The organism is Streptomyces sp. NPDC057474 (assembly GCF_042802555.1).
In the GTDB taxonomy this organism is placed as follows: domain Bacteria; phylum Actinomycetota; class Actinomycetes; order Streptomycetales; family Streptomycetaceae; genus Streptomyces.
Genome location: NZ_JBHVDX010000096.1, coordinates 1 through 23,838 on the forward strand (window position 1 = coordinate 1; position 23,838 = coordinate 23,838).

A 23,838-nucleotide genomic window follows, 5' to 3' on the forward strand; every position below is an offset into this window, starting at 1 on the left:
TCCCGCGCCCCTGAAAAGCTGGGGCTGCGCCCCGTGCTTCTTGTTTTCCGGGGCGCGGGGAACTGCGCGATCAGCCCCCACGCACTCGCGGTCGCCCGATCGCAGTGCACCCCGGGCTACTGGGCGCCCGGCTGCGCCTCCGCCGCAGTGTTCGGCGCGGGGTCCGACACCGGCACCCTCCGCCGACGCCGCCGCTTGAGCAGAGCCCAAGGCCCACGCGGCCCCGTAGGCATCGCGGCCGTCACCTCCGTGCCCGCCTCCGACGCGGCCTCGGCGGCCGCGCGGGCCACCGGCAGGAACCCCTCGCGGCGGCTGACATCCGGCCGCTCCTCGTCGGCCGGCCAGAGGCCCAGCGCCGCGCAGACCGTCGGCAGGAGGGCCATCGCCGCGGTCGCGTAACCCTCCGCGGAGGGGTGGTAGTTGTCGGGGCCGAACAGCTCGCGGGGGTTCTGTTCGAACTCGGGGCCGAGGAGGTCGCCCAGTGACACGGTGCGGCCGCCCTGCTCGACGGTTCCGATCGTCTGGGCGGCCGCGAGCTGCCGCGAGGCCCGGCGGGCGAGCCAGCGCAACGGCTGCTGCACGAGCTCGATCGTGCCGAGGTCGGGACAGGTGCCGACCACCACCTCGGCCCCGGCGGTCCGCAGTCGCCGTACGGTCGCGGAGAGGTGGCGGACCGAGCGGGTCGGGGGCATCCGGTGGGTCACGTCGTTCGCGCCGATCATGATCACGCAGACGTCGGGGACCTGGGCCGGGTCTTCCAGGACCAGCGCCACCTGCCGGTCGAGGTCGTCCGACTGGGCGCCCGGCAGCGCGACGTTGCGCAGCCGCACCGGGCGCTCGGCCACCGCGGCGAGACCCGAGGCGATGAGGGCGCCCGGGGTCTGCCGGGCCCGGTGGACGCCCTGGCCGGCGGCCGTGGAGTCGCCGAGCATGACGAGCCGGAGCGGGGAGTCGTCAGGGGCGTCGTACGCATTGCCGTACGAGCTGGACGCACGGCCGTACCGGCTGCCGTACGCGCGGCCGTACAGGCCTTCCGCGCTCGGCGGATGGGGGCTGTGCCCGTTGCCCACGACACGCTTGGCCATCCGTACCTCGGCCAGCAGCACACCGACGGCAGCCGCACCGACCAGCCCGATGCCGCCACCGCCGTACGCCGCGCCCGCCGCGATGCGTCGGGCCACCCTCGCCCTGGACATGCTCGACATCAGTCGCAGCCACCTCCTCCTCCGTACACCCACTCATTGCCCCGTACCGGCCCTCGGCCAATCCCGACGGGAGGTGAACAGGGGGGAGAAGAGTGAGGGCGGGGCTAAGGGCCCCACGCTCGGCTTCGCTCGCGCGCGAGGTAACCCCACGCCCCCGCTCACCAGCGCTGTTCAGGCACCTTTGCTCCCCTGCGACCTGATCCGCCGGACAGGCCCTAGGCTGGCGGAACATCACGACCATCCCTTTTTGCAGCTCCGGAGACAACGGTGCAATTCCACGACTCGATGATCAGCCTCGTCGGCAACACCCCGCTGCTGAGGCTCAACAGCGTGACCGAGGGCATTCAGGCGACCGTCCTGGCCAAGGTCGAGTACTTCAATCCCGGCGGTTCCGTGAAGGACCGCATCGCACTGCGCATGATCGAGGCGGCGGAGAAGAGCGGGGAGCTGGAGCCCGGCGGCACGATCGTCGAGCCCACCAGCGGAAACACAGGTGTGGGGCTCGCCATCGTGGCCCAGCAGAAGGGGTACAAGTGCATCTTCGTGTGCCCCGACAAAGTGAGCACCGACAAGATCAACGTACTCAGGGCCTACGGGGCCGAGGTCGTCGTCTGCCCCACCGCCGTCGCCCCCGAGCACCCCGACTCGTACTACAACGTGTCCGACCGGCTGGTCCGTGAGACACCGGGTGCCTGGAAGCCGGACCAGTACTCCAACCCCCACAACCCGCTCTCCCACTATCACTCGACCGGCCCTGAGCTGTGGGAGCAGACGGATGGGCGGATCACGCATTTCGTGGCGGGCGTGGGAACCGGCGGAACCATCTCCGGCACCGGCCGCTATCTGAAGGACGCCAGTGACGGTCGTGTCCAGGTCGTCGGCGCCGACCCCGAGGGGTCCGTGTACTCCGGCGGCTCCGGGCGGCCGTACCTCGTCGAGGGCGTCGGTGAGGACTTCTGGCCGACCGCGTACGACCGGACCGTCGCCGACGAGATCGTCGCCGTGTCCGACAAGGACTCCTTCCAGATGACCCGTCGGCTGGCCAAGGAGGAGGGTCTGCTCGTGGGCGGCTCCTGCGGCATGGCCGTCGTCGCCGCGCTGAAGGTCGCCGAGCGGCTCGGCCCGGACGACGTGGTCGTCGTCCTGCTGCCCGACAGCGGGCGCGGCTACCTCAGCAAGATCTTCAACGACGAGTGGATGGCCGACTACGGCTTCCTGGAGGACGAGGGGCCCAGCGCGCGCGTCGCCGACGTCCTCAGCGACAAGGAGCACGGCGCCATCCCCTCCCTCGTCCACATGCATCCGGACGAGACGGTCGGTCAGGCGATCGAGGTGCTGCGGGAGTACGGCGTCTCGCAGATGCCGATCGTGAAGCCGGGCGCCGGGCATCCGGACGTCATGGCCGCCGAGGTCGTCGGGTCCGTTGTCGAACGGGAGCTGCTGGACGCCTTGTTCACCCAGCGCGCCTCGCTCGACGACCCGCTGGAGAAGCACATGTCGGCGCCGCTGCCGCAGGTCGGTTCCGGTGAGCCGGTCGGCGACCTGATGTCGGTGCTCGGCTCGGCCGACGCGGCGATCGTGCTCGTCGAGGGCAAGCCGACGGGTGTCGTCAGCCGGCAGGACCTGCTCGCGTTCCTCGCCAAGGGCGGGATGAAGCAGTAAAGGTGCCCGATTCCGGGACGAAGGCCCGGTAAAGGGCCCCCCGCGTCGAAGATTTGCCCGGGTCACGCGTTTAACTTCGCAGAAGTGGTACGAGCGCGTCACGTCCGCGCAGCACCCGCTTAACACGGGTCCGGCACATTAGTGGGTGTCGGCAGGGCGGGAGCGGCTCCCCGCCCCGGCCGGCAACCGAAACGGCGTCAAGGACCTCCGGAGCGGCTCCCGGACCTCCATGGACGCCACGGACGCGTAAGCCCGGTCCTGACCCGGCCCGCGTCCCTCGCGGGGACCGCCGTCGTCCCGCCCCCCGTCACACGGGGGTGCGGCGGTCCCCGCGCATAGTTCTTCCGGTGCCTCTTCCGGCTCTTTCGGGAACCTCGCCGGGGTCACTCTTCCCAGTCCGAGTCCCCGTTCTTGCCCCGGCGCCGGCGCAGGGCCGATGAACCGCGCAGTGCCCATGCCATGTTCACGCCCACGATGCCCGCCCAGGTGACGAAGAGGCCGGGAAGTTCTGCCACCCCGCCGCCGATGCCGGAGAGGGGGATGGCGACGACGAGGGAGACGACGCCGAAGCCGTAGCGTTCGCCCCAGGTGTCGGTGGACTTGGGGGCGCGGCTGCCACGGGCCACCACCATCTGCTGCTCGGCGACCTGACGCCGGACCCGGCGGTCGACCGCGCCGTCGATGCGCTGGTCGACCTTCTCCAGGAACGAGTCGACGAGCGCGGACTCGTAGTCCTCGCCGAGCTCTCTGCGGGCGTGCAGGGTGGCGGCGAGTTCCTTCTTCAGCTCGGTGTCCCCGAGCTGTGCGTCACGGGCATCCATACCGGTCATGCTGTTCACGGTAGGCAGCGGGGGGCAGCCTGGCACTGGGGTTAGCCCCCCTGTTCGCCCACCGGCTTTCCCCGGGCCGTCTTTCCCGCCCCTCCCTCCCTCCCTCCCTCCCTCCCTCCCTCCCGCCCGTCCCTCCCGTCCCTCCTCCCGTTTCTCCTGTGCGGTATCTCTTGCTCGGCCTGCATAACCTCATGCAGAGTTCTCCATGACTGAATATGTGATGTCTGCTTGGGGTCGAGGAGGCTGCGGGTGATGTCGTCTCGGAGCATGGGCGCGGCGGAGGCCGGCACGGTTGCCACGACGGCCGATCCGTCCGGTCCGGGCGGGCTCGTCGTCCTCGACGGGCGCGCGCTGGGTGTCGCCGACGTCGTACGGCTCGCCGACGGGGGCGTGCGGCCCGTGCCCGACGGTGCGGCCATGCGGCGAGTGGAGGACTCCTGGGAGGCCGCCCGGCTGATCGCGGCGGCCGGTCGGGTGTACGGCCGCTCCACCGGCGTCGGCGCCAACCGCACCGAGGACGTGCCCACCGAGGCCGCCGCCGAGCACGGTCTGCGGCTGCTGCGCAGCCACGCGGGGGCCATCGGGGAGGAGCTGCCCGCCCGGCAGGTGCGGGCCATGCTCGCCGTACGCGCCAACCAGCTGCTCGCGGGCGGCGCCGGGCTCCGGCCGACCGTGGTGACGGCGCTCTGCGAGGCGCTGGAGAGCGGGGTGTACCCCGTGGTGAACGAGTTCGGGTCGGTCGGGACGGGCGACATCGCGGCGCTGGCCCAGATGGGGCTGGCGTTGGCGGGGGAGCACCCGTGGCGGGCACTGGTGCCGGTGCCGACGGAGGCCGGGGCGGAGGTGGAGGCCGGGGCGCGGCTCGGGTCCGGGAGCGTCGCTGCCGGGGCGCGGTTCGAGTCCGGTTCCGGTGCCCCCGAGGCGCAGCCGCTCGACAACAACGACGCCCTCGCACTGATCAGCAGCAACGCGCTCACGCTCGGACAGGCCGCGCTCGCGCTCCACGAGTTGCGGGGGCTGATCGCCGCCACGCAGGTCGTCGCCGCGCTGTCGCTGCTCGCCGTGGACGGCTCGCACGAGGCGTACGCGGCGCCCGTGCACCTCGCGCGCGCCCACCGGGGGTCGCGCGAAGTGGCCCGGCGCATGCGGGAGTTGATCGGGGCCGCCGACCGGCCCACGCCCCCGCTGGGGCGGATACAGGACCCGTACGGCTTCCGGTGCGTGCCGCAGATCCACGGGCCCGCGCTGGACGCGGCGGACGCGCTGGAGGGCGTCCTGGAGGTGGAGATCAACGCGGCGGCGGAGAACCCGCTGATCTGCCCCGAGGACATGGCCGCCTACCACCACGGCGGCTTCTACCAGGCACAACTCGCCCTCGCCCTGGACCACTTCAGGCTCGCCGTGACGCAGGTGGCGCGGCTGTCGACGTCCCGGCTCTCCTCGCTCAACGAGCCCGCGTACACCCGGCTGCGCCCCTTCCTCGCGGATCACGAGCCCGCCTCGTCGGGCGTGATGATCCTGGAGTACGCCGCCGGGGCCGCCCTCGGTGACCTGCGGGCCTTCTCCGCGCCCGCGTCGCTCGGCCACGCTGTACTCTCCCGGGGCGTCGAGGAACAGGCCAGCTTCGCCTCGCTCGCCGCACGGCAGACGTTGCGGGCGTGCGGCGCGTACCGGCTCGTCGTCGGCTGCGAACTCGTCGCCGCGGTACGGGCGTTGCGTCAGCGGGACCTGCGGCCGGATCCGGAGCTGCCCGTCGGGCGGGCGCTGGAGCTGGCGGAGGCCGTGCTCGACGCGGACCCGGCCGACCGGCCGCTGACGGCGGACGTGAGCGCGGCGGCCGTACTGCTCGACCGGTTCACCAAGATCTGGACGGACGTCCAGGCCGACCTGCGGAGGGGGAGCGCGTCATGAGCGCGGACAAGGGCACGGGCGTGACGGACAGTCCTGCCGCGCGGCTGCAGACCCTCTTCGAGGGGCACCGGCTGACGCCCACCCAGCGGCGGATCGCCCACAGCATGGTGCGGCGGGCGGCCGACGTGCCGTTCCTGTCGAGCGTGGAGCTGGCGGAGCTGGCCGGGGTCAGCCAGCCGTCCGTGACGCGCTTCGCGGTGGCGCTGGGCTTCGACGGCTACCCGGCGCTGCGCAGGCATCTGCGGGACGTCGCGCCCGCCGAGCCGGCCCTGGACACCACCGCGTACAACGAGTACCAGCAGGCCGTCGAGGCGGAGATCGAGAACCTGCGGCATCTGGCCGAGGTGCTCGCCGACCCCGGACCGGTGGCACGGGCCGGGCGGCTGCTGGCCGGGTCCCGGCCGCTGCCGGTGCTCGGGCTGCGGGCCGCGGCCTCCCAGGCGTACGGGTTCGCGTACTTCGCGGCGAAGGTCCACCCCGACGTACGGCTGCTGCACGAAGGCGGCAGCATGCTCCACGACCGCATCGACGCGGCGGTACGGGCCGGCGCGACCGCCCTGCTCTGCTTCGCGCTGCCTCGGCATCCGCGCGAGGTCGTCGACACCCTGGCGTACGCCAAGGAGGCGGGGCTCTTCGTCGTCACGGTCGCCGACTCCGCCTTCGCGCCCGTCGCCAAGGTCTCCGACCTGCTCCTGCCCGCCGCCGTCGGCACCGGGCTCGCTTTCGACACCGCCTGCGCCCCGATGCTCCTTGGCCGCGTGCTCCTGGAGGCCATGTGCGACGACCTGCCGGAGGCCCAGGCCCGGCTGGAGGAGTTCGACGCGAAGGCGGCGACACGGGGGCTGTTCGTGGAGTAGCCCTTTTGACCGGGTGAGGTGCCTGATTCGGGGCGCGGGCGCTCCGGCGGTGCTTTCCGGGGTGGACATGAGAACCTCCCCCGATCGGTGATCCGACGGTGATCCGTCCGGGGGAGTCCTGCCCGGTCGCAGGCCATGGATGCGTTCGCAACCGACTCCCGGAGCTTCACCGGAGGTCCGGAGGCGGACACGGCTCGCGGGGTGCTCATGGGGCGCGCCCGGCTCAGGTGATGTTCGGACGGGGCTCAAGTGCTCTTCAGGCGGTGCTCAAGGTCCGCTTGGCCAGCTCGTACGCCGGGAGCATCTCCTCGTGTTCCTGCGTGTCGAAGCCGCCGAGGTGGACGACGACGGGCCCGTCCGGGGTGACCGTGACGAAGGCCCGCTCCTTCTTGGTCTCCTCCAGGGCGTCGCTGGTGTAGAGGTACTCGACCTCGGTGCCGGAGACGTCGGCGTCCGAGGTGAACTCGCTGTACCTGGCCTTGCTGGTGTTCCCCTCGGCCGCCACGAACTCCTTGAGCAGCGCCTCCGCGTCCCCGTCCTTCGCGCCCGCCTCACCGGTCCAGACGCGGATGAAGCCGATGTTCCCGGCCGGCTTGGCGTCGATCTCGCACGCGGCGGTGAACGGGCCCTGGTGGAGCAGTCCCTCGGCCAGCTCGGCCGCGAGCTCGTCCTCCTCGGAACCGCTCCCGCCGCCGGGCGCCTCCGTCTCGACGGCCTCCGGCTGCCACTTCTCGGCCGTGTCGAAGGTGACCGGCAGTTCGCAGGCGGAACCGGCCGCGCCGACGCTGCCGCCGCTCTTCGCGGCGTCGTCCGACGCTTCCGTCTCCAGCTCGACCTCCGCCTTCACCGACTTGGTGGCGCTCGCCGACGGCTTCGCGTCGCCGTCCTCCGCCGACTCCGAGCACCCGGTCAGTACCCCAACCAGCAAAGCCACCTGCGCCAGCACCGTCCCCCGTACCGCTCTTCCCACAGCCACCCTCTTCTCCTGGTTCAGGCCGGACACGCTAGCGGAGGGGCAGGGGTGGTGTTCGCACGGGTGTGCGGTATCCGTGTCGGGCCCGGGTTCCTACCGGGGAATGTGCTCGGCGGCGCTCCCCGGGTGGGGTGCGCCGCCGGAGCGTCGGTGTCGGGTGGGTCAGACCTCCAACTCCGCCTCGATCCTCTTCAACTGGTGCCTGGCCATGGCCAGGTTGGCCCGCTTGGAGTCGAGGACCAGGTAGATGAAGAGGCCGTTGCCGCCGCGGCCGGTGAGCAGGCGGATCAGGTGGTACGCGTCGGACAGGGTGATCAGGATGTCCTCGATCTCGCCCTTGAGGCCGAGGTGTTCCATGGTGCGCAGCTTGGCGCGTACGACATCCGTGTTGCCGGCGGCGGCGACGGTGAGGTCGAACCCCTTGCTGCCGCCGATCGTGCCCAGTGCCATGCCGCTGGTGTAGTCGACCAGGGCGGCGCCGGTCGCGCCCTCGATGGACGCGAGGGCCTCTTTCAACGCGGTCTCGGTGTTGGCCATGGTGTGCGGTGTCCTTTCAACTTTCAGTGGCGGTAGGTGCGTTGGGAGTGGTTCGGGGGGTGTTGTGCGGGGCGGTGGTGCGGGGAGTCCGGCGGGGCATGGTCGACCTGACCGTGGCCTTGGCCGGTGTCTGGGGCGAGGCCGTGGCCGTGGCCGCGGTCGCGGTCGTCGTTGCGCTCGCGGCCTTCGCCACGGAGCGGGCCGGGTTCCTGGTGGCCGCCTTGGCGTTGGCCGTGGCCGTGTCGTCCGGCCGGGGCAGGGCGTCCATCAGTTCGCCGATCCGGCCACCGGCGCGGCGGCCCTCCAGGTGCAGCCGGCCCACGTTGACCCGGTCCTGGGCCAGCAGCGTCAGCACGGCGGAGGAGCCCGCCGCGTACGTCGCCACATAGCCGTGGTCGCCGCGCAGCAGCAGTTCGCGCAGCTCGCCCCGGCCGGCGGCGTCCGTCATCCGTACGGCGACGCCGAGCGCGGCCGCGGTGAGCGCCGCCAGGCCCTCCGGTTCCACGCCGGGGGTGTCATGGGCGAGGACCAGCCCGTCCACACTGGCCGCGAGCGCGCCGGTCAACTGGGGTACACGGGCCCTCAACCGGTGCAGTTCGTCGAGGACTTCGGCCTCCGCGGCCATGAGCAGTCTCCTCTCGGCGGGACGCTCCCGCTGCCGCTCAAAGGGCCTCCAGCGCATCCCTGAGCCTTTGCAGTAGAGCCACGTCGGGGTCTGAGGTGGTGAGCGGCCAAGGTGGGGTGGGGGGTGATGCCTCGCCGACGGCCGCGGGTTCGGCCGACGCGTCACGGCCCGGGTCGGCCGGTGGGGTGTGGCCCGGGTGGATGGCAGGGGTGTGCCCCTGGTGGATGGCGGGGACGAAATCCGGACCGGTCGGGATCGGTGGTGTTCTCGCTGGGCTGTGCCGGGCTGTGGATATGAGGCCCGCTGCCGTCAGCCGGCGTACGTCCACGAGGGTGTGGAAGGCGGGGCGTCCCAGGGTCAAAGAGATCTCGGCCGCCGTGCGGAAGCCGTTGACCTGGCCGAGCACGGCTCCCTGGCGGGCCGGGACCGGTGGAACGTCGAGGCCGGCCGCCCTGACCAACGGGGCGTCGTCCGTCGCCGGGTCGGGCCAGATGCGGTGCAGGAGGTCGCGGCGGCGCCGGGCCTCGCGCTCCACGGTGGCCACCGGCACCGGGCGGATCGGTCCCAGCCAGTGCGCGGCCCCGTAACGGAAGCTGGCCGGCGCGCTGCTCGGGCCGAGGACGAAGTACGCCGCGTCGAAGAGCGCCCCCGCGTGGCACAGCTCCAGCGCGCCCCGGGCGACCCGGCCGCTGTCCACGAGGAACCGCCCGACCCGCAGCCCGGCCCCGGCCGTGTCGACCGCCTCCCGCCAGCCGTCGGTGTCCAGGATGCCGCCGGTGGTGAGCAGCACGTCGAGGCCCGGGGACCGGGGGCTCTCGGCGTGCACGACCTCACCCTCGGACAGATACAGCGAACCGCTCTCGCTCAGCAGTACGCCGGTGGCCCGCTCGGCGGCGAGCCGGCTCAGCATCGGGGAGACGGCTTGCCGAAAGTGCTCGCCGCTTGCGGGCAGCGGGGGCGCCGGAATGGTGATCACGCTCATGCCAGCACCAGCCGTCCCGCCATCTCGCCGAGCCGGATCCGGGCCAGCGCGAGGTTGCCGTCCGCACGGGCCAGCCACAGATGCAGGAACACACTGCTGTCGAACGTCGTCCGCACGAACCGCAGCACGTGGTACGTGTCCCGGTTGCTGATGATCAGGTCCTCGACCGGCAGATCCGCCCCGGACCAGTCCGAACCCTCCTCCGGTGCGAACGCCCGGTGCTCTGCCGCGAGCCGCGCCAGTTCCGCCGCCTCCGCCGCGGTCGTCTCGTGGTCACCGCCGGGGGCCTCCCCGACCGTGCCCAGCGCCAGTCCGCTGGTCCAGTCGACCACCGCGGCGCCCAAGGCACCGGGCAGCCTCATGGCCTCCACCAGACACTCGTCGATTCCGGGCACCGTGGCTCCCCTCCTGCCTGCGGTTCGGCTGAGTGACGCAGACGCTACGCAACGTGTGCGCGAGGGGTGAGGGATCTGGCATTTTCCAGCGGAACATGCGGACAGGTGACTAAGGTGGGTCGACTTGCCTGGTTTTCACCGCTGTTGAGCCCCAGAAGGCGCACCGGTGCGCTGAGATGGGCATATGCGGCTGACCCGCATGCCGAGCGCGGACGGGGCGCCGGGCATCAATCATTTCGGGGGGCCTGAGGGGCGTACGAAGGGGAGCGTTTGTCGCTGCCGGGCGCCCGTTGCTTTTCAGGAGCGCGGGAAACAGCGCGATCAGCCACGACCAACCCGTAGCCGCCACACCACAGTTCCCACTCCCACCCGAGCTCGAAAGCGACTGTCAGAGCCCCAGAAGCCCCGACCTCTCGACTCCTCCCGCCTCCGCCACGATCTCCTCCGACGTCTGAGCCCGCCGCACCACCGCGAACCGCATCTCCCCCTCGCCGGGGGCGTATCCATAAATCCCGGGCCGGGGCAGAGAGTTGTACGCGTAGTGGTGCGCGAAGTAATACGCCCCGGTGTCCAGCGCGGCCGCGTAGTCCCCCGGCTCGAACAGCGGCAGCGCCCGCCCCTCCGCCAGCAGATCCCCCGCGAAACAGGCCGGCCCCGCCACGTCCTGCACCACCACCGGCCCGCTCTTCACCCGCCCCTTCCCGTCGTACGCCGCGATCCGCAACGGCCACGCCCCCGGCGCGTACACCGTCCGCGTCGCCACCTGCACCCCCGCGTGCGTGACCGCGATGGCCCGCCCGCCCGCGCTCTTCGTGTACTCCACGCGCGCGAGAACCGTCCCGTGCTTCGCGAGCAGCGACCGCCCGAACTCGGTCACCAACCCGTACCGCCCGTCGAACAGTCCCGGCACCGCCTCCGCCAGCAGCCGCGCGTACTGCTCGTACGTCGGTGTCGCCGCCTCCGACGCGAAGTTCACCGGCAGCCCGCCGCCGATGTCGATCGTGTCGATCTGCCGCCGTCCGATCCGCCGGTTGATCTCCTCCGCCAGCTCGTACGTCTCCGTGATCCCCCGCGTCATCAGTGACAGAGGCATCCCCTGCGACCCCGTGTGCGCGTGCAGCCGGCTCAGCCAGGGGCGGTCGAGATACGCCCGTACGACCCACTCCCGGGCGCCCTCGTCCCGCAGCGCCACCCCGAACTTCGATGTGGCCGTCGCCGTGGACAGCGCGTCGATCGTGCCGCCGCCGACCTGCGGGTTCACCCGGATGCCGAGGGGGGAGCGGGTGGTGGCCGACCGTACGAGCGCGTCGATGCGATCCAGCTCCTGCGGATTGTCCGCGTTGACCGCGATGCCCAGCGCCAGCGCCTCCCGCAGCTCGGCCGGGGTCTTGGCGGGCGAGTCGAGCACGGTCCGCTTCGGCGACACCCCGGCCGCCCGCGCCAGGGCCAGCTCCCCGGCGCTCGCCACCTCCGCGCCGATCCCGGCCTCGCGCAGCAGCCGCAGCACGGGCACGAGCGGCGTCGCTTTCACCGCTAACGCGTGCAGCACAGGCGTCCCGGGCGCCGTCACCGCGTCGAACGCCCTCCGCAGCGCCCCCGCCGAGGCCCGGATCCCGGTGACGTCGAGGAGCGCGACCACCGGGGTGCCGGGGCCGAGCAGCCCCTGCTCCACCGCTGCCCGCACGGCCTCGTCCCGCCGGGCGGCTCGCTCGCCGTCGGTGTCGAACAGCCGCAGTGTGCGTTCGCTGTCCACCTCGTCCTGCCCGTCGATGTGCTCCCCCTCCGCCCCGTTCTGCCGGTGGGCGCGGTCCCCGGCCGCTCCCTCCCGCCGGGCGGCGGGCCTCTCCCCACCGGTCCCGTTCGCCACGTCTCCCATCCGGTCCCCCGCTGTCGTGTCGTCGTCCAAGCCCATAGGGCCAGTGTGTCCAGCCAAACATCCGCGGCGCGCCGTCGCTGGCCCTACGGCCGTATTGACTAGCTCTATTCAGCAAGTCAGGATGTGAATAGTTGCTGTAAAGCGAGGAGGCAGACCGTGTCAGGACCCCGCCCCGTTCGAGCGCCGCGCGGTACGGAACTCAGCACCCTGGGCTGGCAGCAGGAAGCCGCCCTGCGCATGCTGCAGAACAACCTCGACCCCGAGGTCGCCGAGCACCCCGACAAGCTCGTCGTCTACGGCGGCACGGGCAAGGCCGCCCGGGACTGGCGCTCCTTCGACGCCATGGTCCGCACCCTGCAGACCCTCAAGCAGGACGAGACCATGCTCGTCCAGTCCGGCCGCCCCGTCGGCGTCATGCAGACCCACGAGTGGGCACCCCGGGTCCTCATCGCCAACTCCAACCTCGTCGGCGACTGGGCCAACTGGGAGGAGTTCCGCCGGCTGGAACAGCTCGGGCTGACCATGTACGGCCAGATGACCGCCGGCTCCTGGATCTACATCGGCACCCAGGGCATCCTCCAGGGCACCTATGAGACCTTCTCCGCCGTCGCCGCCAAGAAATTCGACGGCACCCTCGCCGGGACGATCACCCTCACCGCCGGCCTCGGCGGCATGGGCGGCGCCCAGCCCCTCGCCGTGACCATGAACGACGGCGTCGCGATCTGTATCGACTGTGACCCGCGCGCGATCGAGCGCCGTATCGAACACCGCTACCTCGACGTGAAGGCCGACTCGCTCGACCACGCCCTCCAGCTGGCCGTCGAGGCCCGTGACGCCCGCCGTCCGTTGTCCATCGGCGTCCTCGGCAACGCCGCCGACCTCGTCCCCCGGCTCCTCGCCATGGGCGCCCCCATCGACATCGTCACCGACCAGACCTCCGCCCACGATCCGCTGGCGTATCTGCCGGTGGGCGTGGACTTCGACGACATGGCGTCGTACGCGGCGAAGGACCCGGCCGGCTTCACCACGCGTGCCCGCGAGTCGATGGCCCGGCACGTCGAGGCCATGGTCGGCTTCCAGGACGCCGGCGCCGAGGTCTTCGACTACGGCAACTCGATCCGCGGCGAGGCCCAACTCGCCGGCTACGAGCGGGCGTTCGCCTTCCCCGGCTTCGTCCCCGCCTACATCCGGCCGCTGTTCTGCGAAGGCAAAGGACCCTTCCGGTGGGCGGCCCTCTCCGGCGACCCCACCGACATCGCCAAGACCGACAAGGCGATCCTCGACCTCTTCCCCGAGAACGAGTCCCTCCACCGCTGGATCAAGATGGCCGGCGAGCGCGTCCACTTCCAGGGCCTCCCGGCGCGTATCTGCTGGCTCGGCTACGGCGAGCGGGACAAGGCAGGTGAGCGGTTCAACGACATGGTGGCGAGCGGGGAACTGGCGGCACCGCTGGTGATCGGCCGCGACCACCTGGACGCCGGCTCCGTCGCCTCCCCCTACCGCGAGACCGAGGCCATGCTCGACGGCTCCGACGCGATCGCCGACTGGCCGCTGCTGAACGCGATGGTCAACGTGGCGTCCGGGGCGTCCTGGGTGTCCCTGCACCACGGTGGTGGTGTGGGCATGGGCCGGTCGATCCACGCCGGCCAGGTGACCGTGGCGGACGGCACGAAGCTCGGCGGGGAGAAGCTCCGTCGCGTACTGACGAACGACCCCGGGATGGGCGTGATCCGGCATGTCGACGCGGGCTACGACATCGCGGAGTCCGTTGCCGATGATCGGGGCGTACGGGTGCCGATGCGCGAGGGCGGCGACGCGTGATCCGGAGCGAAGGGGGACGTGGCGGAGACCCCTCGGTGGGGGCCGATGCCTCGTCACCGCCCGCGCGTCCGGCTGTGCCCACCCTCCCCCACTCCCAACTCCGTTCGAGCGGGGGGACCCCCAGCGCCCCGCGGAACGACAGCCCGCAGCCTGTGGCTGAACGCGGCCCGCAGCCTGTGGTGGGTGGCGGCGGCCCGCAGCCCGTCACCGGCCGTGCCTCCTTCCACGAGATGTGGCGGGAGCTCAAGCCCATCGGGCGGCACCCCGGGTCCGGTGGGTATCGGCGGTTCGCGTGGACCGGGGCCGATGCCGAATGCCGGGCCTGGTTCGAGGAGCAGGCCCGGGATCGTGGGCTGGCCTACGAGGTCGACCGGAACGGGAACCAGTGGGCCTGGCTCGGGGACCCCATGCAGGGGGACGCTGTCGTCACCGGGTCGCATCTCGACTCCGTGCCCGACGGTGGGGCCTTCGACGGCCCCCTCGGCGTCGTGTCGTCCTTCGCCGCGCTCGACGAACTTCGGGCCCGGGGCGCCCGGTTCGACAAGCCGTTCGGGATCGTCAACTTCGGTGATGAGGAGGGCGCGCGGTTCGGGCTGGCCTGTGTGGGGTCCCGGCTGGCCACCGGACAGCTGACCGTCGAACAGGCGGGGCGGCTGACCGACGGGGACGGGGTCACGTTGCCCCGGGCGATGGAGGCTGCCGGGTACGACCCGGAGGGCATCGGGCCCGAGCCGGAGCGGCTCGCGCGGATCGGGGCGTTCGTCGAGCTGCATGTCGAGCAGGGGCGGGCCCTGGACCTGTCCGGGGACGCCGTCGGGATCGCCAGTGCCATCTGGCCGCACGGCCGGTGGCGGTTCGACTTCCGGGGCGAGGCCAACCACGCCGGGACGACGCGGCTCGTCGACCGTCGTGACCCCATGCTGTCGTACGCGGAGACCGTGCTCGCGGCACGCCGGGAGGCACGGCTCGCCGGGGCGGTGGCCACCTTCGGCAAGATCTCCGTCGAGCCGAACGGGGTCAACGCCATCCCCTCCCTCGTGCGCGGCTGGCTCGACTCCCGCGCCGAGGACCAGGCGACGCTGGACATGGTTGTCGGCGCGATCGAGGAGGCGGCCCGCGACTACGCCCACGAGCACGGGATCGAGCTCGACGTCGTCCGGGAGTCCTTCACGCCCGTCGTCGAGTTCGAGCACGCGCTGCGGGACGAGATCGCCCGCATCCTGGGCCGGGACGCGGCCGACCTGAAGGTGCCGGTGCTCGGGACCGGCGCCGGACACGACGCCGGGATCCTCTCCGGGACCGTCCCGACCGCCATGCTGTTCGTGCGCAACCCGACAGGCGTCTCGCACTCCCCGGCCGAGCACGCCGCCGAGGACGACTGCCTGGCCGGGGTGACCGCGCTCGCCGACGTACTGGAAGGGCTGGCCCGCAGGTGACGGAGACGACCTACTGGCTCGAACACGCCTGGCTCGGCACCCATGTCGAGCCGGGCGTGACCCTGACCGTGGCCGGAGAGGGCACCCCCCAGGCCGGCCGCATCACCGCCGTGCGCACCGGTACGCCCACCCCGCCCCCGGGCGCGGTCGTCCTGCGCGGGCTCACCCTGCCCGGCCTCGCCAACGCCCACAGCCACGCTTTCCACCGGGCCCTGCGCGGCACCGTCCAGGTCGGCTCGGGCACCTTCTGGACCTGGCGCGAAGTCATGTACCGCGTGGCGGACCGGCTGACCCCGGACACGTACCACTCCCTCGCGCGGGCCGTGTACGCGGAGATGGCGCTGGCCGGAGTCACCGCCGTCGGCGAGTTCCACTACGTGCACCACGCCCCCGGCGGCACTCCGTACGCCGACCCGAACGCCATGGGCGAGGCGCTCATCGAGGCCGCCGCCGAGGCGGGCATCCGGATCACACTCCTCGACGCGGCCTACCTCTCCGCCGGATTCGGACAGGCACCCGACCACCACCAGCTCCGCTTCTCCGACGGGACGGCGGAGGCCTGGGCGGAACGCTGTTCAGTTCTCAAGGACCGGGATCACGCGCGGATCGGTGCCGCCGTGCACTCCGTACGGGCCGTGCCGGCGGGGCAGTTGGCGACGGTGGCGCGGTGGGCCGAGGAACGGCGGGCCCCGCTGCATGTGCACCTGTCGGAGCAGACGGCGGAGAACGACGCCTGCCGCGAGGCACACGGACGCACCCCCGCCCAACTCCTCGCCGAGCACGGAGTGCTGGGCCCCCGCACGACCGGCGTCCACAACACCCACCTCACCGACGAGGACATCGCCCTCATCGGCGACAGCGGCACCGGCACCTGCATGTGCCCCACGACCGAACGGGACCTCGCGGACGGCATCGGACCGGCCGTCGCCCTGCAACGGGCGGGCTCCCCGCTCTCCCTCGGCTCCGACAGCCACGCCGTCATCGACCTGCTCGAAGAGGCGCGCGCGATGGAGCTGAACGAGCGGCTGCGCACCCGTACACGCGGTCACTGGACGGCGGCGGCCCTCCTGCGGGCGGCCTCGGCCGACGGCCACGCGGCGATCGGCTGGGACGACGCCGGTGCCCTGGAGGAGGGTGCGCTCGCCGACTTCACCACGGTCGCCCTCGACTCGGTCAGGACGGCAGGGCCGCTTCCACGGCTCGGCGCGGAGACGGCTGTATTCGCCGCGTCGGCAACAGACGTGTCGCACACGGTGGTGGGAGGTCGGCACGTCGTACGGGACGGGGCGCACGCGCTCGTACCGGATGTGCCGAGAGCCCTCGCGGACGCCGTCGCAGCACTGCGCGGATGACCCCCGGCCGCCCGCCCACGCGGCCGGCCCCCGAGCCGGCCTCAGCCCCCGAACCCGACCCCACCGCCGACCAGGCAACCAAGGACGCCATGAGCAGCCCGACGACCGTCAGCCCCGCCCATTCCGCGAGCACCGCGACCACGCTCATCACCAACATCGCTGCCCTGGTCACCAACGACCCCTCCCTCGGCGACAGATCCCCCCTCGGACTGATCCAGGACGCGGCCGTCGTCATCGACGGTGAACGCATCGCGTGGACCGGTGATCAAAGCAAAGCACCCGCCACTGACAATCGGGTCGACGCCGGTGGGCGGGCGGTGATCCCGGGCTTCGTGGACTCCCACTCCCACCTCGTCTTCGCGGGCGACCGGACCGCCGAGTTCAACGCCCGCATGTCCGGCCGGGCCTACAGCGCGGGCGGCATCCGTACGACCGTCGCCGCCACCCGCGCCGCCACCGACGAGGAACTGGAGGCCAACCTCACCCGCTACCTCCGCGAGGCTCTCCGCCAGGGCACGACCACCTTCGAGACGAAGTCCGGCTACGGCCTGACCGTCGCGGACGAGGCAAGGGCGCTGCGCATCGCCGCCGCCCACACCGACGAGGTCACCTACCTCGGCGCCCACATCGTCTCCCCCGACCACGCCGAGGACCCCGCCGCGTACGTAGCCCTCGTCACGGGCGAGATGCTCGACGCCTGCGCCCCGTACGCCCGTTGGATCGACGTCTTCTGCGAGAAGGGCGCCTTCGACGGCGACCAGGCCCGCGCGATCCTCACGGCGGGCAAGGCCAAGGGCCTGCAGCCGCGCATCCACGCCAACCAGCTCTCGTACGGCCCGGGCGTCCAGCTCGCCGTGGAACTGGACGCGGCGAGCGCGGACCACTGCACCCACCTCACCGACGCCGATGTGGACGCCCTCGCGAACAGCCGGACGGTCGCCACCCTCCTCCCAGGCGCCGAGTTCTCCACCCGCGCCGAGTGGCCGGACGCCCGCCGCCTCCTCGACGCGGGCGTCACCGTGGCCCTCTCCACGGACTGCAACCCGGGGTCGTCCTTCACCTCGTCCGTCCCCTTCTGCGTCGCGCTCGCCGTGCGGGACATGGGGATGACGCCGGACGAGGCGGTCTGGTCGGCCACGGCGGGGGGCGCGCGGGCGCTCCGCCGTGACGACGTGGGTCGGCTTACGCCGGGCGCGTACGCCGATCTCGCGTGGCTGGACGCGCCCAGCCACGTCCACCTCGCCTACCGGCCGGGAGTTCCCCTGGTCACGGGCGTGTGGCGCAGGGGCGTACGCGTGGTCTGACCGGCCTCGGGCGGAGGCATCAGAGAGGGAGGCCTCAGGCGTGGACGGGCCCGGCCCCCGCCCGCCACCGCTGCCCGTCGCGCCCCGACACCTCGGTGAAGGCGACGGAGCCGAGCGCGTCCGGGGTCACGGCGTGCCCGGGTGCGATCGCCGGGCGGATCATTCCCCGGGAGTCGACCTCGAACCGGAGGTTCTCGCCGTTGTCCCCGTCCAGCGAGTCGCACTCCCAGATGCCCACACCGTCGTCGGTCGCCCCGCGGCTGTCGAGGCACAGGTCGGGGTCGGCGAACGACTGGAGGGCGTCCCGCTGGGAGTCGACGCGCCAGCGCTGGGTGGCGCGCGAGGAGCAGGTGGCCGTGACGACGTCGGTGCCCTTCTCCAACTCGCCCCGGATGTCCAGGCACAGCCCCGAGGCGATGTTCACCACCTGGGCGTAGGCACCGTTCAGCGGCGGCCCGTACGGCAGCGAGGGCGTCGGAAGGCCCGTCTTCGACGGGCTCGGACTCGGGCTCTTCGTCGGCTTCTCCTTCTCCGGGGGCTTCGAGGGGCTCTCGGTGTCCGAAGGGGGCGGGGACGGCGTCGGACTCGGTGGGACCGTCGGGGTCAAAGGGCCCGACGGCGGCGCCGCGGGCGTACCGACGGAACCCGCCGCGTCGTCGGACGACGAGCCGACCGAACCCGAGAACGCCAGGAACGCCAGCAACGGAGCCAGTGCCACCCCCAGGGCCACCGAGGTCAGCACGATCCGACGGGACGACGACCACCCGGCCCCCGGCGTCCCTGCATCAGCCCTGGCCCCGGTAACCGACCCGGCCACGCTGTCGGCCCTTGCTGCCGCTCCGGCACCGGCCCCGCTGCCGACCCCGGCTGTCGCCCCGGCCCCAGCCGCCGTTCCGGCACCCGTTCCGGCACCGGCCCTGCTCCCAGCCGCGGTTGCCGCGTCGGCCCCAGTGCCGGCTGTCGCCCCGGCCCCGGCTGCAGTGCCGGCCTGGGCACCCGCGCCGGGATCTGCCCACGCCTCGGCCCCGGCCAACGCACCGCCCCGGGGCCCCGCCCGCACCCCGTCCACCGAGCGATCCCTGCCACCGGCGTCGGAGCCGGAGCCGGAGCCGGAGTCGAGGCCGGAGTCCATGCCGGAGCCGGAGCCGAGGCCGGACTCCGCCCATGCCTCTGCCGCGGCGGCAGCCGCAGCCGCCGCTCCCGCCCAACCTCCTGCTCTGGAGCCTGCCCGTGGCCCGGTCCCGGTCCCGGTCCCGGCCCATGCCCCGGTCCCGACCCCCGGCTCCGCGAAATCCTCCGCCGCTTCCGCCCCGGCGCCCGGGCGACCGCGGCCACGCGCGCCGGATCCGCCCAGCGCGCCCGCACCGTCAGGCGCCCCCACCCCGCCTCGCGCGTACGCCGTACCGCCCCAAGGCAGCAACCCCTCCGCGAGAGTCGCGCGCGGGCTGTCGCGCAGGGCGCACAGCTCCTCGTACGCGCCGGTGCAGTGCGGGCAGTGCCCCATGTGGGTGTGCAGGTCGGTGCTGTGACGGGGGGTGTCCGGTCGTACGGACTCCTCGATCAGCCGGCGGAAGTCCTGGCAGCGCGGGTCGTCGGAGGCGGCGAGGCGCACTCTGAGACAGGCCTGGCGCAGGGCGAGGAGCGCGGACTCCCGCTTGTACGTCACGTCGTCGGGGGTGAGGCCGAGAAGGACGGCCGTACGGTCGTCGGGCTCGCGCTCCACGACGCCGTACCAGATCAGGCCCTGGGCGCGGGGCGGCAGGGATGCGAACGCCGCGAGCAGGGGCGGGACGGGACCGTCGGGGCCCGCCGTGTCCAGCACGAGGCGCAGGGCCGGGTCGAGGCCGGCCGCCCCGTCTGCCGCGGCCCAGGTGGCGGCCGACCGGACTGCCAGCAGGAGGAGTTGATGGCGCCAGGGGACCGTCGGCTCGGTGCCGCGCGCCGTCTCCCGGGCGGCGACGGTGAACGCCTGGGTCGCCAGCTCCCGCGCGGAGGACTCGCTCGCGGCGCACAGCCGGGCGTAGGCGAGGACCGACGGGTGGTGGCGTTCGCGCAGTTCGCGCAGGGCCGTGTACGCGATCGGCGAGTCGGTGCGTAACAGCGCGGTGAGCCGCGCGTCGGACGAGTCCGTGTGCCGGTGCTCGGACACGTCGTCGGGGCGTGTGCCCCGAGCGTTGGTGTCCTGGTGGTTCTCATGGCTGTCGTCGTCGCCGGGGCGCTCGTCCCGAGCCCGAGTCATCCTCGTGCCTCCTCGCACCCCCGTGTCCGCCCGTCGGCCTCTGGCATACCGAACAGTCTGGCGCGTGACCATAGTGTCGGAAGGTGAACGGCGAGGAAGGGGTTTCTTGCGGTAAGGGGGTGAGACAGGGGCAGGCCGGGAACAGTTCGGCCGGGTTCGGGAGGAGTGTCTCAACTCCTGCCGTACCCGGCCGGCTTGTGTCACTGCCGACGTCGCCGTCACCGACGTCGCCGTCACCGACGTCGCCGTCACCGATGTCGTCGGCGCCGGCACGCGCTCACTCCTCCAGCGTCAGCCCCTTGCGCAGCCGTACCAGCGTGCGGGACAGCAGTCGGGAGACGTGCATCTGGGAGATGCCCAGCTCGTCCCCGATCTCGGACTGCGTCATATTGGCGACGAACCGCAGGGAAAGGATCTGCCGGTCACGCGGCGGCAGTCCGGCGATCAGCGGCTTCAGGGACTCGACGTACTCGATGCCCTCGAGCCCGTGGTCCTCGTAGCCGATCCGGTCCGCCAGCGCGCCCTCGGAGTCGTCCTCCTCGGGCTGGGCGTCCAGCGACGAGGCGGTGTACGCGTTCGACGCCGCCATGCCCTCGACGACCTCGTCCTTCGTCAGCCCGAGGCGCTCCGCCAGCTCTCCCACCGTCGGAGCGCGATCGAGCTTCTGAGCGAGCTCGTCACCGGCCTTGGCCAGGTCGAGCCGGAGTTCCTGAAGTCGGCGCGGAACGCGCACGGACCAGCTCGTGTCGCGGAAGAAACGCTTGATCTCGCCGACGATGGTCGGCATCGCGAAAGTGGGGAACTCGACGCCCCGGCTCAGCTCGAAGCGGTCGATCGCCTTGATCAGGCCGATCGTGCCGACCTGGATGATGTCCTCCATGGGTTCGCTGCGCGAGCGGAACCGGGAGGCGGCGAACTTCACCAGAGCCAGGTTGAGTTCGACCAAAGTGTTGCGCACGTACGAGTATTCGTACGTGCCTTCTTCGAGGGACTCCAGCCGCTCGAAGAGGGTCTTGGACAGCGCCCGTGCGTCCACCGGCCCCACCTTGTCGTACGGGGGGATCTCCGGCAGGTCGGCGAGCGCGTCACCCGGATCATGGGCGAGGTCGTCCTGCGTCTCTTCCGGGGCGGATGCCGACGTCGCCCTCTGGGTATGCGATTCGTCGAGCCGGGGTGACATGATGTCCTCCATCGTTCTCGGCATATGGCCGCCGATGCCAATACGTGCACTGCGGTGTGCGGCGCCTCCAAAGCCGACCGTGTCGATTGGTGTCAGTACTAGCCCTACCCGGTTTCACGACGCCGTCGCAAGTGCGTACTGTGCCGAAATGTCCCTTTTCGGGGGATTGTTCGGGTGTCGGAGAGTGTGGAGAAGGCGTAGTGTTCGAGGGCGAGTCAGCAGTCACGACGGTCGGGAGAGAGACGGCATGGACCGTGGGACGGTCGGCAGCGCACAGTCGGGCCGGCTACAGGTCGAGGTGCGGGAAGAGGGCCCCAGCGCCGTCGTGACCCCGGCGGGTGAGCTCGATCACCACACCGCTGATCTGTTGCGTGAGCCACTTGAGAACTGCCTGGAAAAGGGATTCGCGCGTCTGGTGGTGGACTGCTCGCGCCTGGAGTTCTGCGACTCCACCGGGCTGAACGTCCTGCTGGGCGTCCGGCTCAGGGCGGAGTCGGCGGGCGGCGGCGTCCATCTGGCGGGCATGCTCCCGGCGGTGGCGCGGGTCTTCGAGATCACCGGGGCGGACGCTGTGTTCACCGTCCACGACACCCTTGAGGCGGCCCTGGGCGACTAGGGCCGTGGCCGGCCCGGCCCGTGGCCCCGCCGAGGTGTGCCGTCGGCCCGGTCGGCCGGCCCGGTCGGAGCCGTCGGCCCGGTCGCCCCGCGTTCGAGCCGCCCCCCTGGGTGCCCCATCCCGAGCGGCGGGTTATTCGCGTCACAAGTTCTGTGCCGAAAACGTGGGTGTTCTGACGGTTCGCTCGGGCAGGAGACATCCTGAACGGGTCGGCAGTGGCCCGGAAACGGCTCGGTGACGGGGCGTGGACGGGTGGCGGCGCGTACGGCAGAGGTCCGGTATCGGCCCGGCGACAGCTGGGCAGAGGATCGGCAGTACGACGGAAGTGCGACGGAAATACGGATGGCGCAACGGATGACAGCAGAAGACGGTACATACCGCGGGCCTTGGTCCCGCACCCTTGATGAGTCCTGAATCGTGAACTGGTGAATCGGTGAGGTGAAGCGCTGATGAGCACCACCCGGCCTTTCTCGCCGGGCGACCGCGGCCCGGAACCGGGTGCCGGCGGCGCTTCCGGGGCCTCCGGCGGGGACCCGCCCGAGGCCCCCGCCACGAGCCGTCAGTCCCGTCGGCTCAGCTTCGAAGGTGAGAGCGGGGTGGTGCCGCTCGCCCGTGACTTCACCCGCCAGGCCCTGTACGCGTGGGGGTGGCTGCCCGCCGCGACCGCGGACCAGCGGGCGGCGGCGGAGGATGTGCTGCTGGTGGTGTCCGAGCTGGTCACCAACGCGTGCCTCCATGCGGAGGGCCCGGCCGAGTTGTGGATCGGGTGCGACAACAAGGTGCTGCGGATCGAGGTGTCCGACCGGGGGGCGGGGAACCCGGCGCCGCGGACGCCGCATCGGGCCGGGCGGCCGGGTGGGCACGGGATGTTCATCGTGCAGCGACTCTGTCTCGACTGGGGGGTTGTACGGGCGCCCGGCGCGGCCGGGAAGACGGTTTGGGCCGAGTTGGGGGCACCTGCGTAGGCGCTCCGCTTACGTGAGCCGAGAACCGCCGTGGCGCGGGCGGCCGTTTTCGGGCCGCGGGTTGTTCGTGGCTGATCGCGCCCTCGCGGCGGAGCCGCAGATGTCACAGCCCCGCGCCCATGAAAGCAAAATGCCGAGGCGCGCCCTGCCGTCACACATCCAACACCTGCGTGTGTCTTCCTTCTCCACGAGCCCCGGCGTACCTTGAGCCGCCGATCTGATGTTCCGTCAGAATGTGGGGTGCCGAGGTGTCGTACCGGACGTACCAGAAACGAACCGCCGCGCTCGCTTCCCTCGCGGCCCTGGCCGGCTCGGCGGTGCTGATGGCCGCCCCGGTGGCCCATGCCGAGGTCGTGGACGTCGAGTACAACTGCAAGACGCCGATCGGGGACAAGTCCGCGGTGTCGCCGATCGACATCAAGGGTGTCGAGAGCGGTGACGGCTACAAGATCACGATGTCGTGGCAGAAGGGCGTGTCGTCCAGCCCGGTCGAGCTGGGCAAGGGGGCGATGACGCCGAGCGCCACGATCGAGCTGGGCGGGGCCGACAGCGGGACGCTCACGGTGACGGGGCCGGCGAACCCGGAGGCGATTCCGGCCAACACGCCGATCAAGATCAATGACCTGAGCGGCACGTACACCCCGAAGGAGACCGGCAAGGTCGACTTCACCGCGGGCGTGCTCACCATCAAGGCCCTCGGCACGGTGACGACCTGCACGCCGGGCAACGACCCCGGCCCGTCGCTGACTCTCGACGTCACCGCCGCGGGCGGGAGCGCCTCGGGCGGTACGGGGGGCGGTTCCGACACCGGTGGATCGGGTGGTGCGAGTGGGTCGGGCGGTTCGGAGGGTGAGCTTCCGCAGACCGGGCCCCTGGACTCGGCGGTCGCGCTCGGCACGCTCGGCGGCACGGTGCTGCTCGCGGGGACGGCGGGGGTGCTGTGGGTGACACGCAGGAACCAGGCGGTACGTCGCTGACGGGAGCCGGAACGTGATCAGAAGGCGACGGATCCCGACGTCGTACTCGTGCTCGTACTCGGCCTCGTGTTCGTACTCGCGTTCGTGTTCGGCCT

Annotated in this window: 20 protein-coding genes; 10 read left to right on the forward strand and 10 right to left on the reverse strand. The window is 72.1% G+C overall.

The window, feature by feature from the left end:
- Positions 1–116: 116 nt before the first annotated feature.
- Positions 117–1,205, reverse strand: coding sequence for an SGNH/GDSL hydrolase family protein (locus ACFU53_RS25230; protein ID WP_383996567.1), 1,089 nt, complete (start codon positions 1,203–1,205; stop codon positions 117–119).
- A 267-nt stretch (positions 1,206–1,472) separates the two neighbouring features.
- Here ACFU53_RS25230 and ACFU53_RS25235 point away from each other — a divergent pair, with 267 nt between their 5' ends.
- Positions 1,473–2,867 carry a cystathionine beta-synthase gene (locus tag ACFU53_RS25235; RefSeq protein ID WP_383996570.1) on the forward strand — a complete coding sequence of 465 codons (1,395 nt, stop codon included), beginning with the start codon at positions 1,473–1,475 and terminating at the stop codon, positions 2,865–2,867.
- 383 nt (positions 2,868–3,250) lie between these two features.
- Here ACFU53_RS25235 and ACFU53_RS25240 read toward each other — a convergent pair whose 3' ends face one another.
- Positions 3,251–3,688, reverse strand: coding sequence for a hypothetical protein (locus tag ACFU53_RS25240; protein WP_383996638.1), 438 nt, complete (start codon positions 3,686–3,688; stop codon positions 3,251–3,253).
- A 261-nt stretch (positions 3,689–3,949) separates the two neighbouring features.
- On the opposite strand from ACFU53_RS25240, the gene ACFU53_RS25245 reads away from it, so the two are divergent.
- Positions 3,950–5,608 (forward strand): aromatic amino acid ammonia-lyase, encoded by a 1,659-nt coding sequence (locus ACFU53_RS25245; RefSeq protein ID WP_383996573.1) that lies wholly within the window; start codon positions 3,950–3,952, stop codon positions 5,606–5,608.
- Positions 5,605–6,465: a MurR/RpiR family transcriptional regulator gene (locus ACFU53_RS25250; protein WP_383996576.1), complete on the forward strand. Its 861-nt coding sequence runs from the start codon at positions 5,605–5,607 to the stop codon at positions 6,463–6,465. The genes ACFU53_RS25245 and ACFU53_RS25250 overlap by 4 nt, the downstream gene beginning before the upstream one ends.
- 256 nt (positions 6,466–6,721) lie before the next feature.
- Here ACFU53_RS25250 and ACFU53_RS25255 read toward each other — a convergent pair whose 3' ends face one another.
- The 6 genes from ACFU53_RS25255 to ACFU53_RS25280 form a co-directional block, all read right to left on the reverse strand.
- Positions 6,722–7,435, reverse strand: a complete 714-nt coding sequence (locus ACFU53_RS25255) for a lipoprotein (protein WP_383996641.1) — start codon at positions 7,433–7,435, stop codon at positions 6,722–6,724.
- A 165-nt stretch (positions 7,436–7,600) separates the two neighbouring features.
- Entirely contained in the window at positions 7,601–7,975 is a 375-nt protein-coding gene (locus tag ACFU53_RS25260; RefSeq protein WP_383996578.1) for a hypothetical protein, read from the reverse strand.
- A 16-nt stretch (positions 7,976–7,991) separates the two neighbouring features.
- Entirely contained in the window at positions 7,992–8,600 is a 609-nt protein-coding gene (locus ACFU53_RS25265) for a roadblock/LC7 domain-containing protein (protein ID WP_383996581.1), read from the reverse strand.
- A 37-nt stretch (positions 8,601–8,637) separates the two neighbouring features.
- Positions 8,638–9,582: a hypothetical protein gene (locus ACFU53_RS25270; RefSeq protein WP_383996583.1), complete on the reverse strand. Its 945-nt coding sequence runs from the start codon at positions 9,580–9,582 to the stop codon at positions 8,638–8,640.
- A complete protein-coding gene (locus ACFU53_RS25275) occupies positions 9,579–9,977 on the reverse strand; it encodes a hypothetical protein (protein ID WP_383996586.1) in 399 nt (132 codons plus the stop codon). Before ACFU53_RS25275 ends, ACFU53_RS25270 begins: the two co-directional genes overlap by 4 nt.
- A gap of 388 nt (positions 9,978–10,365) precedes the next feature.
- Positions 10,366–11,853: a diaminopimelate decarboxylase gene (locus ACFU53_RS25280; protein WP_383996644.1), complete on the reverse strand. Its 1,488-nt coding sequence runs from the start codon at positions 11,851–11,853 to the stop codon at positions 10,366–10,368.
- 156 nt (positions 11,854–12,009) lie between these two features.
- Between ACFU53_RS25280 and hutU the strand changes: the two genes are divergently transcribed.
- From hutU to hutI, 4 genes are all read left to right on the forward strand, one after another.
- Entirely contained in the window at positions 12,010–13,674 is a 1,665-nt protein-coding gene (gene hutU / locus ACFU53_RS25285) for a urocanate hydratase (RefSeq protein WP_383996589.1), read from the forward strand.
- 176 nt (positions 13,675–13,850) lie between these two features.
- Positions 13,851–15,110 carry an allantoate amidohydrolase gene (locus tag ACFU53_RS25290; RefSeq protein ID WP_383996647.1) on the forward strand — a complete coding sequence of 420 codons (1,260 nt, stop codon included), beginning with the start codon at positions 13,851–13,853 and terminating at the stop codon, positions 15,108–15,110.
- Positions 15,107–16,462 (forward strand): formimidoylglutamate deiminase, encoded by a 1,356-nt coding sequence (locus tag ACFU53_RS25295; RefSeq protein ID WP_383996592.1) that lies wholly within the window; start codon positions 15,107–15,109, stop codon positions 16,460–16,462. The genes ACFU53_RS25290 and ACFU53_RS25295 overlap by 4 nt, the downstream gene beginning before the upstream one ends.
- On the forward strand, positions 16,459–17,766 hold the full coding sequence (gene hutI, locus ACFU53_RS25300; protein WP_383996595.1) for an imidazolonepropionase: 1,308 nt from the start codon (positions 16,459–16,461) through the stop codon (positions 17,764–17,766). Before ACFU53_RS25295 ends, hutI begins: the two co-directional genes overlap by 4 nt.
- Positions 17,767–17,800: 34 nt before the next feature.
- Here hutI and ACFU53_RS25305 read toward each other — a convergent pair whose 3' ends face one another.
- Both ACFU53_RS25305 and ACFU53_RS25310 read right to left on the reverse strand, forming a co-directional pair.
- On the reverse strand, positions 17,801–20,005 hold the full coding sequence (locus ACFU53_RS25305; RefSeq protein WP_383996598.1) for a ricin-type beta-trefoil lectin domain protein: 2,205 nt from the start codon (positions 20,003–20,005) through the stop codon (positions 17,801–17,803).
- 277 nt (positions 20,006–20,282) lie between these two features.
- On the reverse strand, positions 20,283–21,197 hold the full coding sequence (locus ACFU53_RS25310; RefSeq protein ID WP_383996602.1) for an RNA polymerase sigma factor SigF: 915 nt from the start codon (positions 21,195–21,197) through the stop codon (positions 20,283–20,285).
- A 235-nt stretch (positions 21,198–21,432) separates the two neighbouring features.
- Between ACFU53_RS25310 and ACFU53_RS25315 the strand changes: the two genes are divergently transcribed.
- The 3 genes from ACFU53_RS25315 (at position 21,433) to ACFU53_RS25325 (ending at position 23,743) form a co-directional block, all read left to right on the forward strand.
- Positions 21,433–21,801, forward strand: a complete 369-nt coding sequence (locus ACFU53_RS25315; RefSeq protein WP_383996605.1) for an STAS domain-containing protein — start codon at positions 21,433–21,435, stop codon at positions 21,799–21,801.
- A gap of 449 nt (positions 21,802–22,250) precedes the next feature.
- Positions 22,251–22,766, forward strand: coding sequence for an ATP-binding protein (locus ACFU53_RS25320; RefSeq protein ID WP_383996608.1), 516 nt, complete (start codon positions 22,251–22,253; stop codon positions 22,764–22,766).
- Between the two features lie 233 nt (positions 22,767–22,999).
- A complete protein-coding gene (locus ACFU53_RS25325; RefSeq protein ID WP_383996611.1) occupies positions 23,000–23,743 on the forward strand; it encodes an LPXTG cell wall anchor domain-containing protein in 744 nt (247 codons plus the stop codon).
- Positions 23,744–23,838 lie beyond the last annotated feature (95 nt).

What these genes read in the sequence shown, in the direction of transcription:
- ACFU53_RS25230 (WP_383996567.1), bottom strand. Translation starts at nt 1,205, where the DNA reads ATGTCGAGCATGTCCAGGGCGAGGGTGGCCCGACGCATCGCGGCGGGC.
- ACFU53_RS25240 (WP_383996638.1), bottom strand. Translation starts at nt 3,688, where the DNA reads ATGGATGCCCGTGACGCACAGCTCGGGGACACCGAGCTGAAGAAGGAA.
- ACFU53_RS25245 (WP_383996573.1), top strand. Translation starts at nt 3,950, where the DNA reads ATGTCGTCTCGGAGCATGGGCGCGGCGGAGGCCGGCACGGTTGCCACG.
- ACFU53_RS25250 (WP_383996576.1), top strand. Translation starts at nt 5,605, where the DNA reads ATGAGCGCGGACAAGGGCACGGGCGTGACGGACAGTCCTGCCGCGCGG.
- ACFU53_RS25260 (WP_383996578.1), bottom strand. Translation starts at nt 7,975, where the DNA reads ATGGCCAACACCGAGACCGCGTTGAAAGAGGCCCTCGCGTCCATCGAG.
- ACFU53_RS25265 (WP_383996581.1), bottom strand. Translation starts at nt 8,600, where the DNA reads ATGGCCGCGGAGGCCGAAGTCCTCGACGAACTGCACCGGTTGAGGGCC.
- ACFU53_RS25270 (WP_383996583.1), bottom strand. Translation starts at nt 9,582, where the DNA reads ATGAGCGTGATCACCATTCCGGCGCCCCCGCTGCCCGCAAGCGGCGAG.
- ACFU53_RS25280 (WP_383996644.1), bottom strand. Translation starts at nt 11,853, where the DNA reads ATGGGAGACGTGGCGAACGGGACCGGTGGGGAGAGGCCCGCCGCCCGG.
- hutI (WP_383996595.1), top strand. Translation starts at nt 16,459, where the DNA reads ATGACCCCCGGCCGCCCGCCCACGCGGCCGGCCCCCGAGCCGGCCTCA.
- ACFU53_RS25305 (WP_383996598.1), bottom strand. Translation starts at nt 20,005, where the DNA reads ATGACTCGGGCTCGGGACGAGCGCCCCGGCGACGACGACAGCCATGAG.
- ACFU53_RS25310 (WP_383996602.1), bottom strand. Translation starts at nt 21,197, where the DNA reads ATGGAGGACATCATGTCACCCCGGCTCGACGAATCGCATACCCAGAGG.
- ACFU53_RS25315 (WP_383996605.1), top strand. Translation starts at nt 21,433, where the DNA reads ATGGACCGTGGGACGGTCGGCAGCGCACAGTCGGGCCGGCTACAGGTC.
- ACFU53_RS25320 (WP_383996608.1), top strand. Translation starts at nt 22,251, where the DNA reads ATGAGCACCACCCGGCCTTTCTCGCCGGGCGACCGCGGCCCGGAACCG.
- ACFU53_RS25325 (WP_383996611.1), top strand. Translation starts at nt 23,000, where the DNA reads ATGTGGGGTGCCGAGGTGTCGTACCGGACGTACCAGAAACGAACCGCC.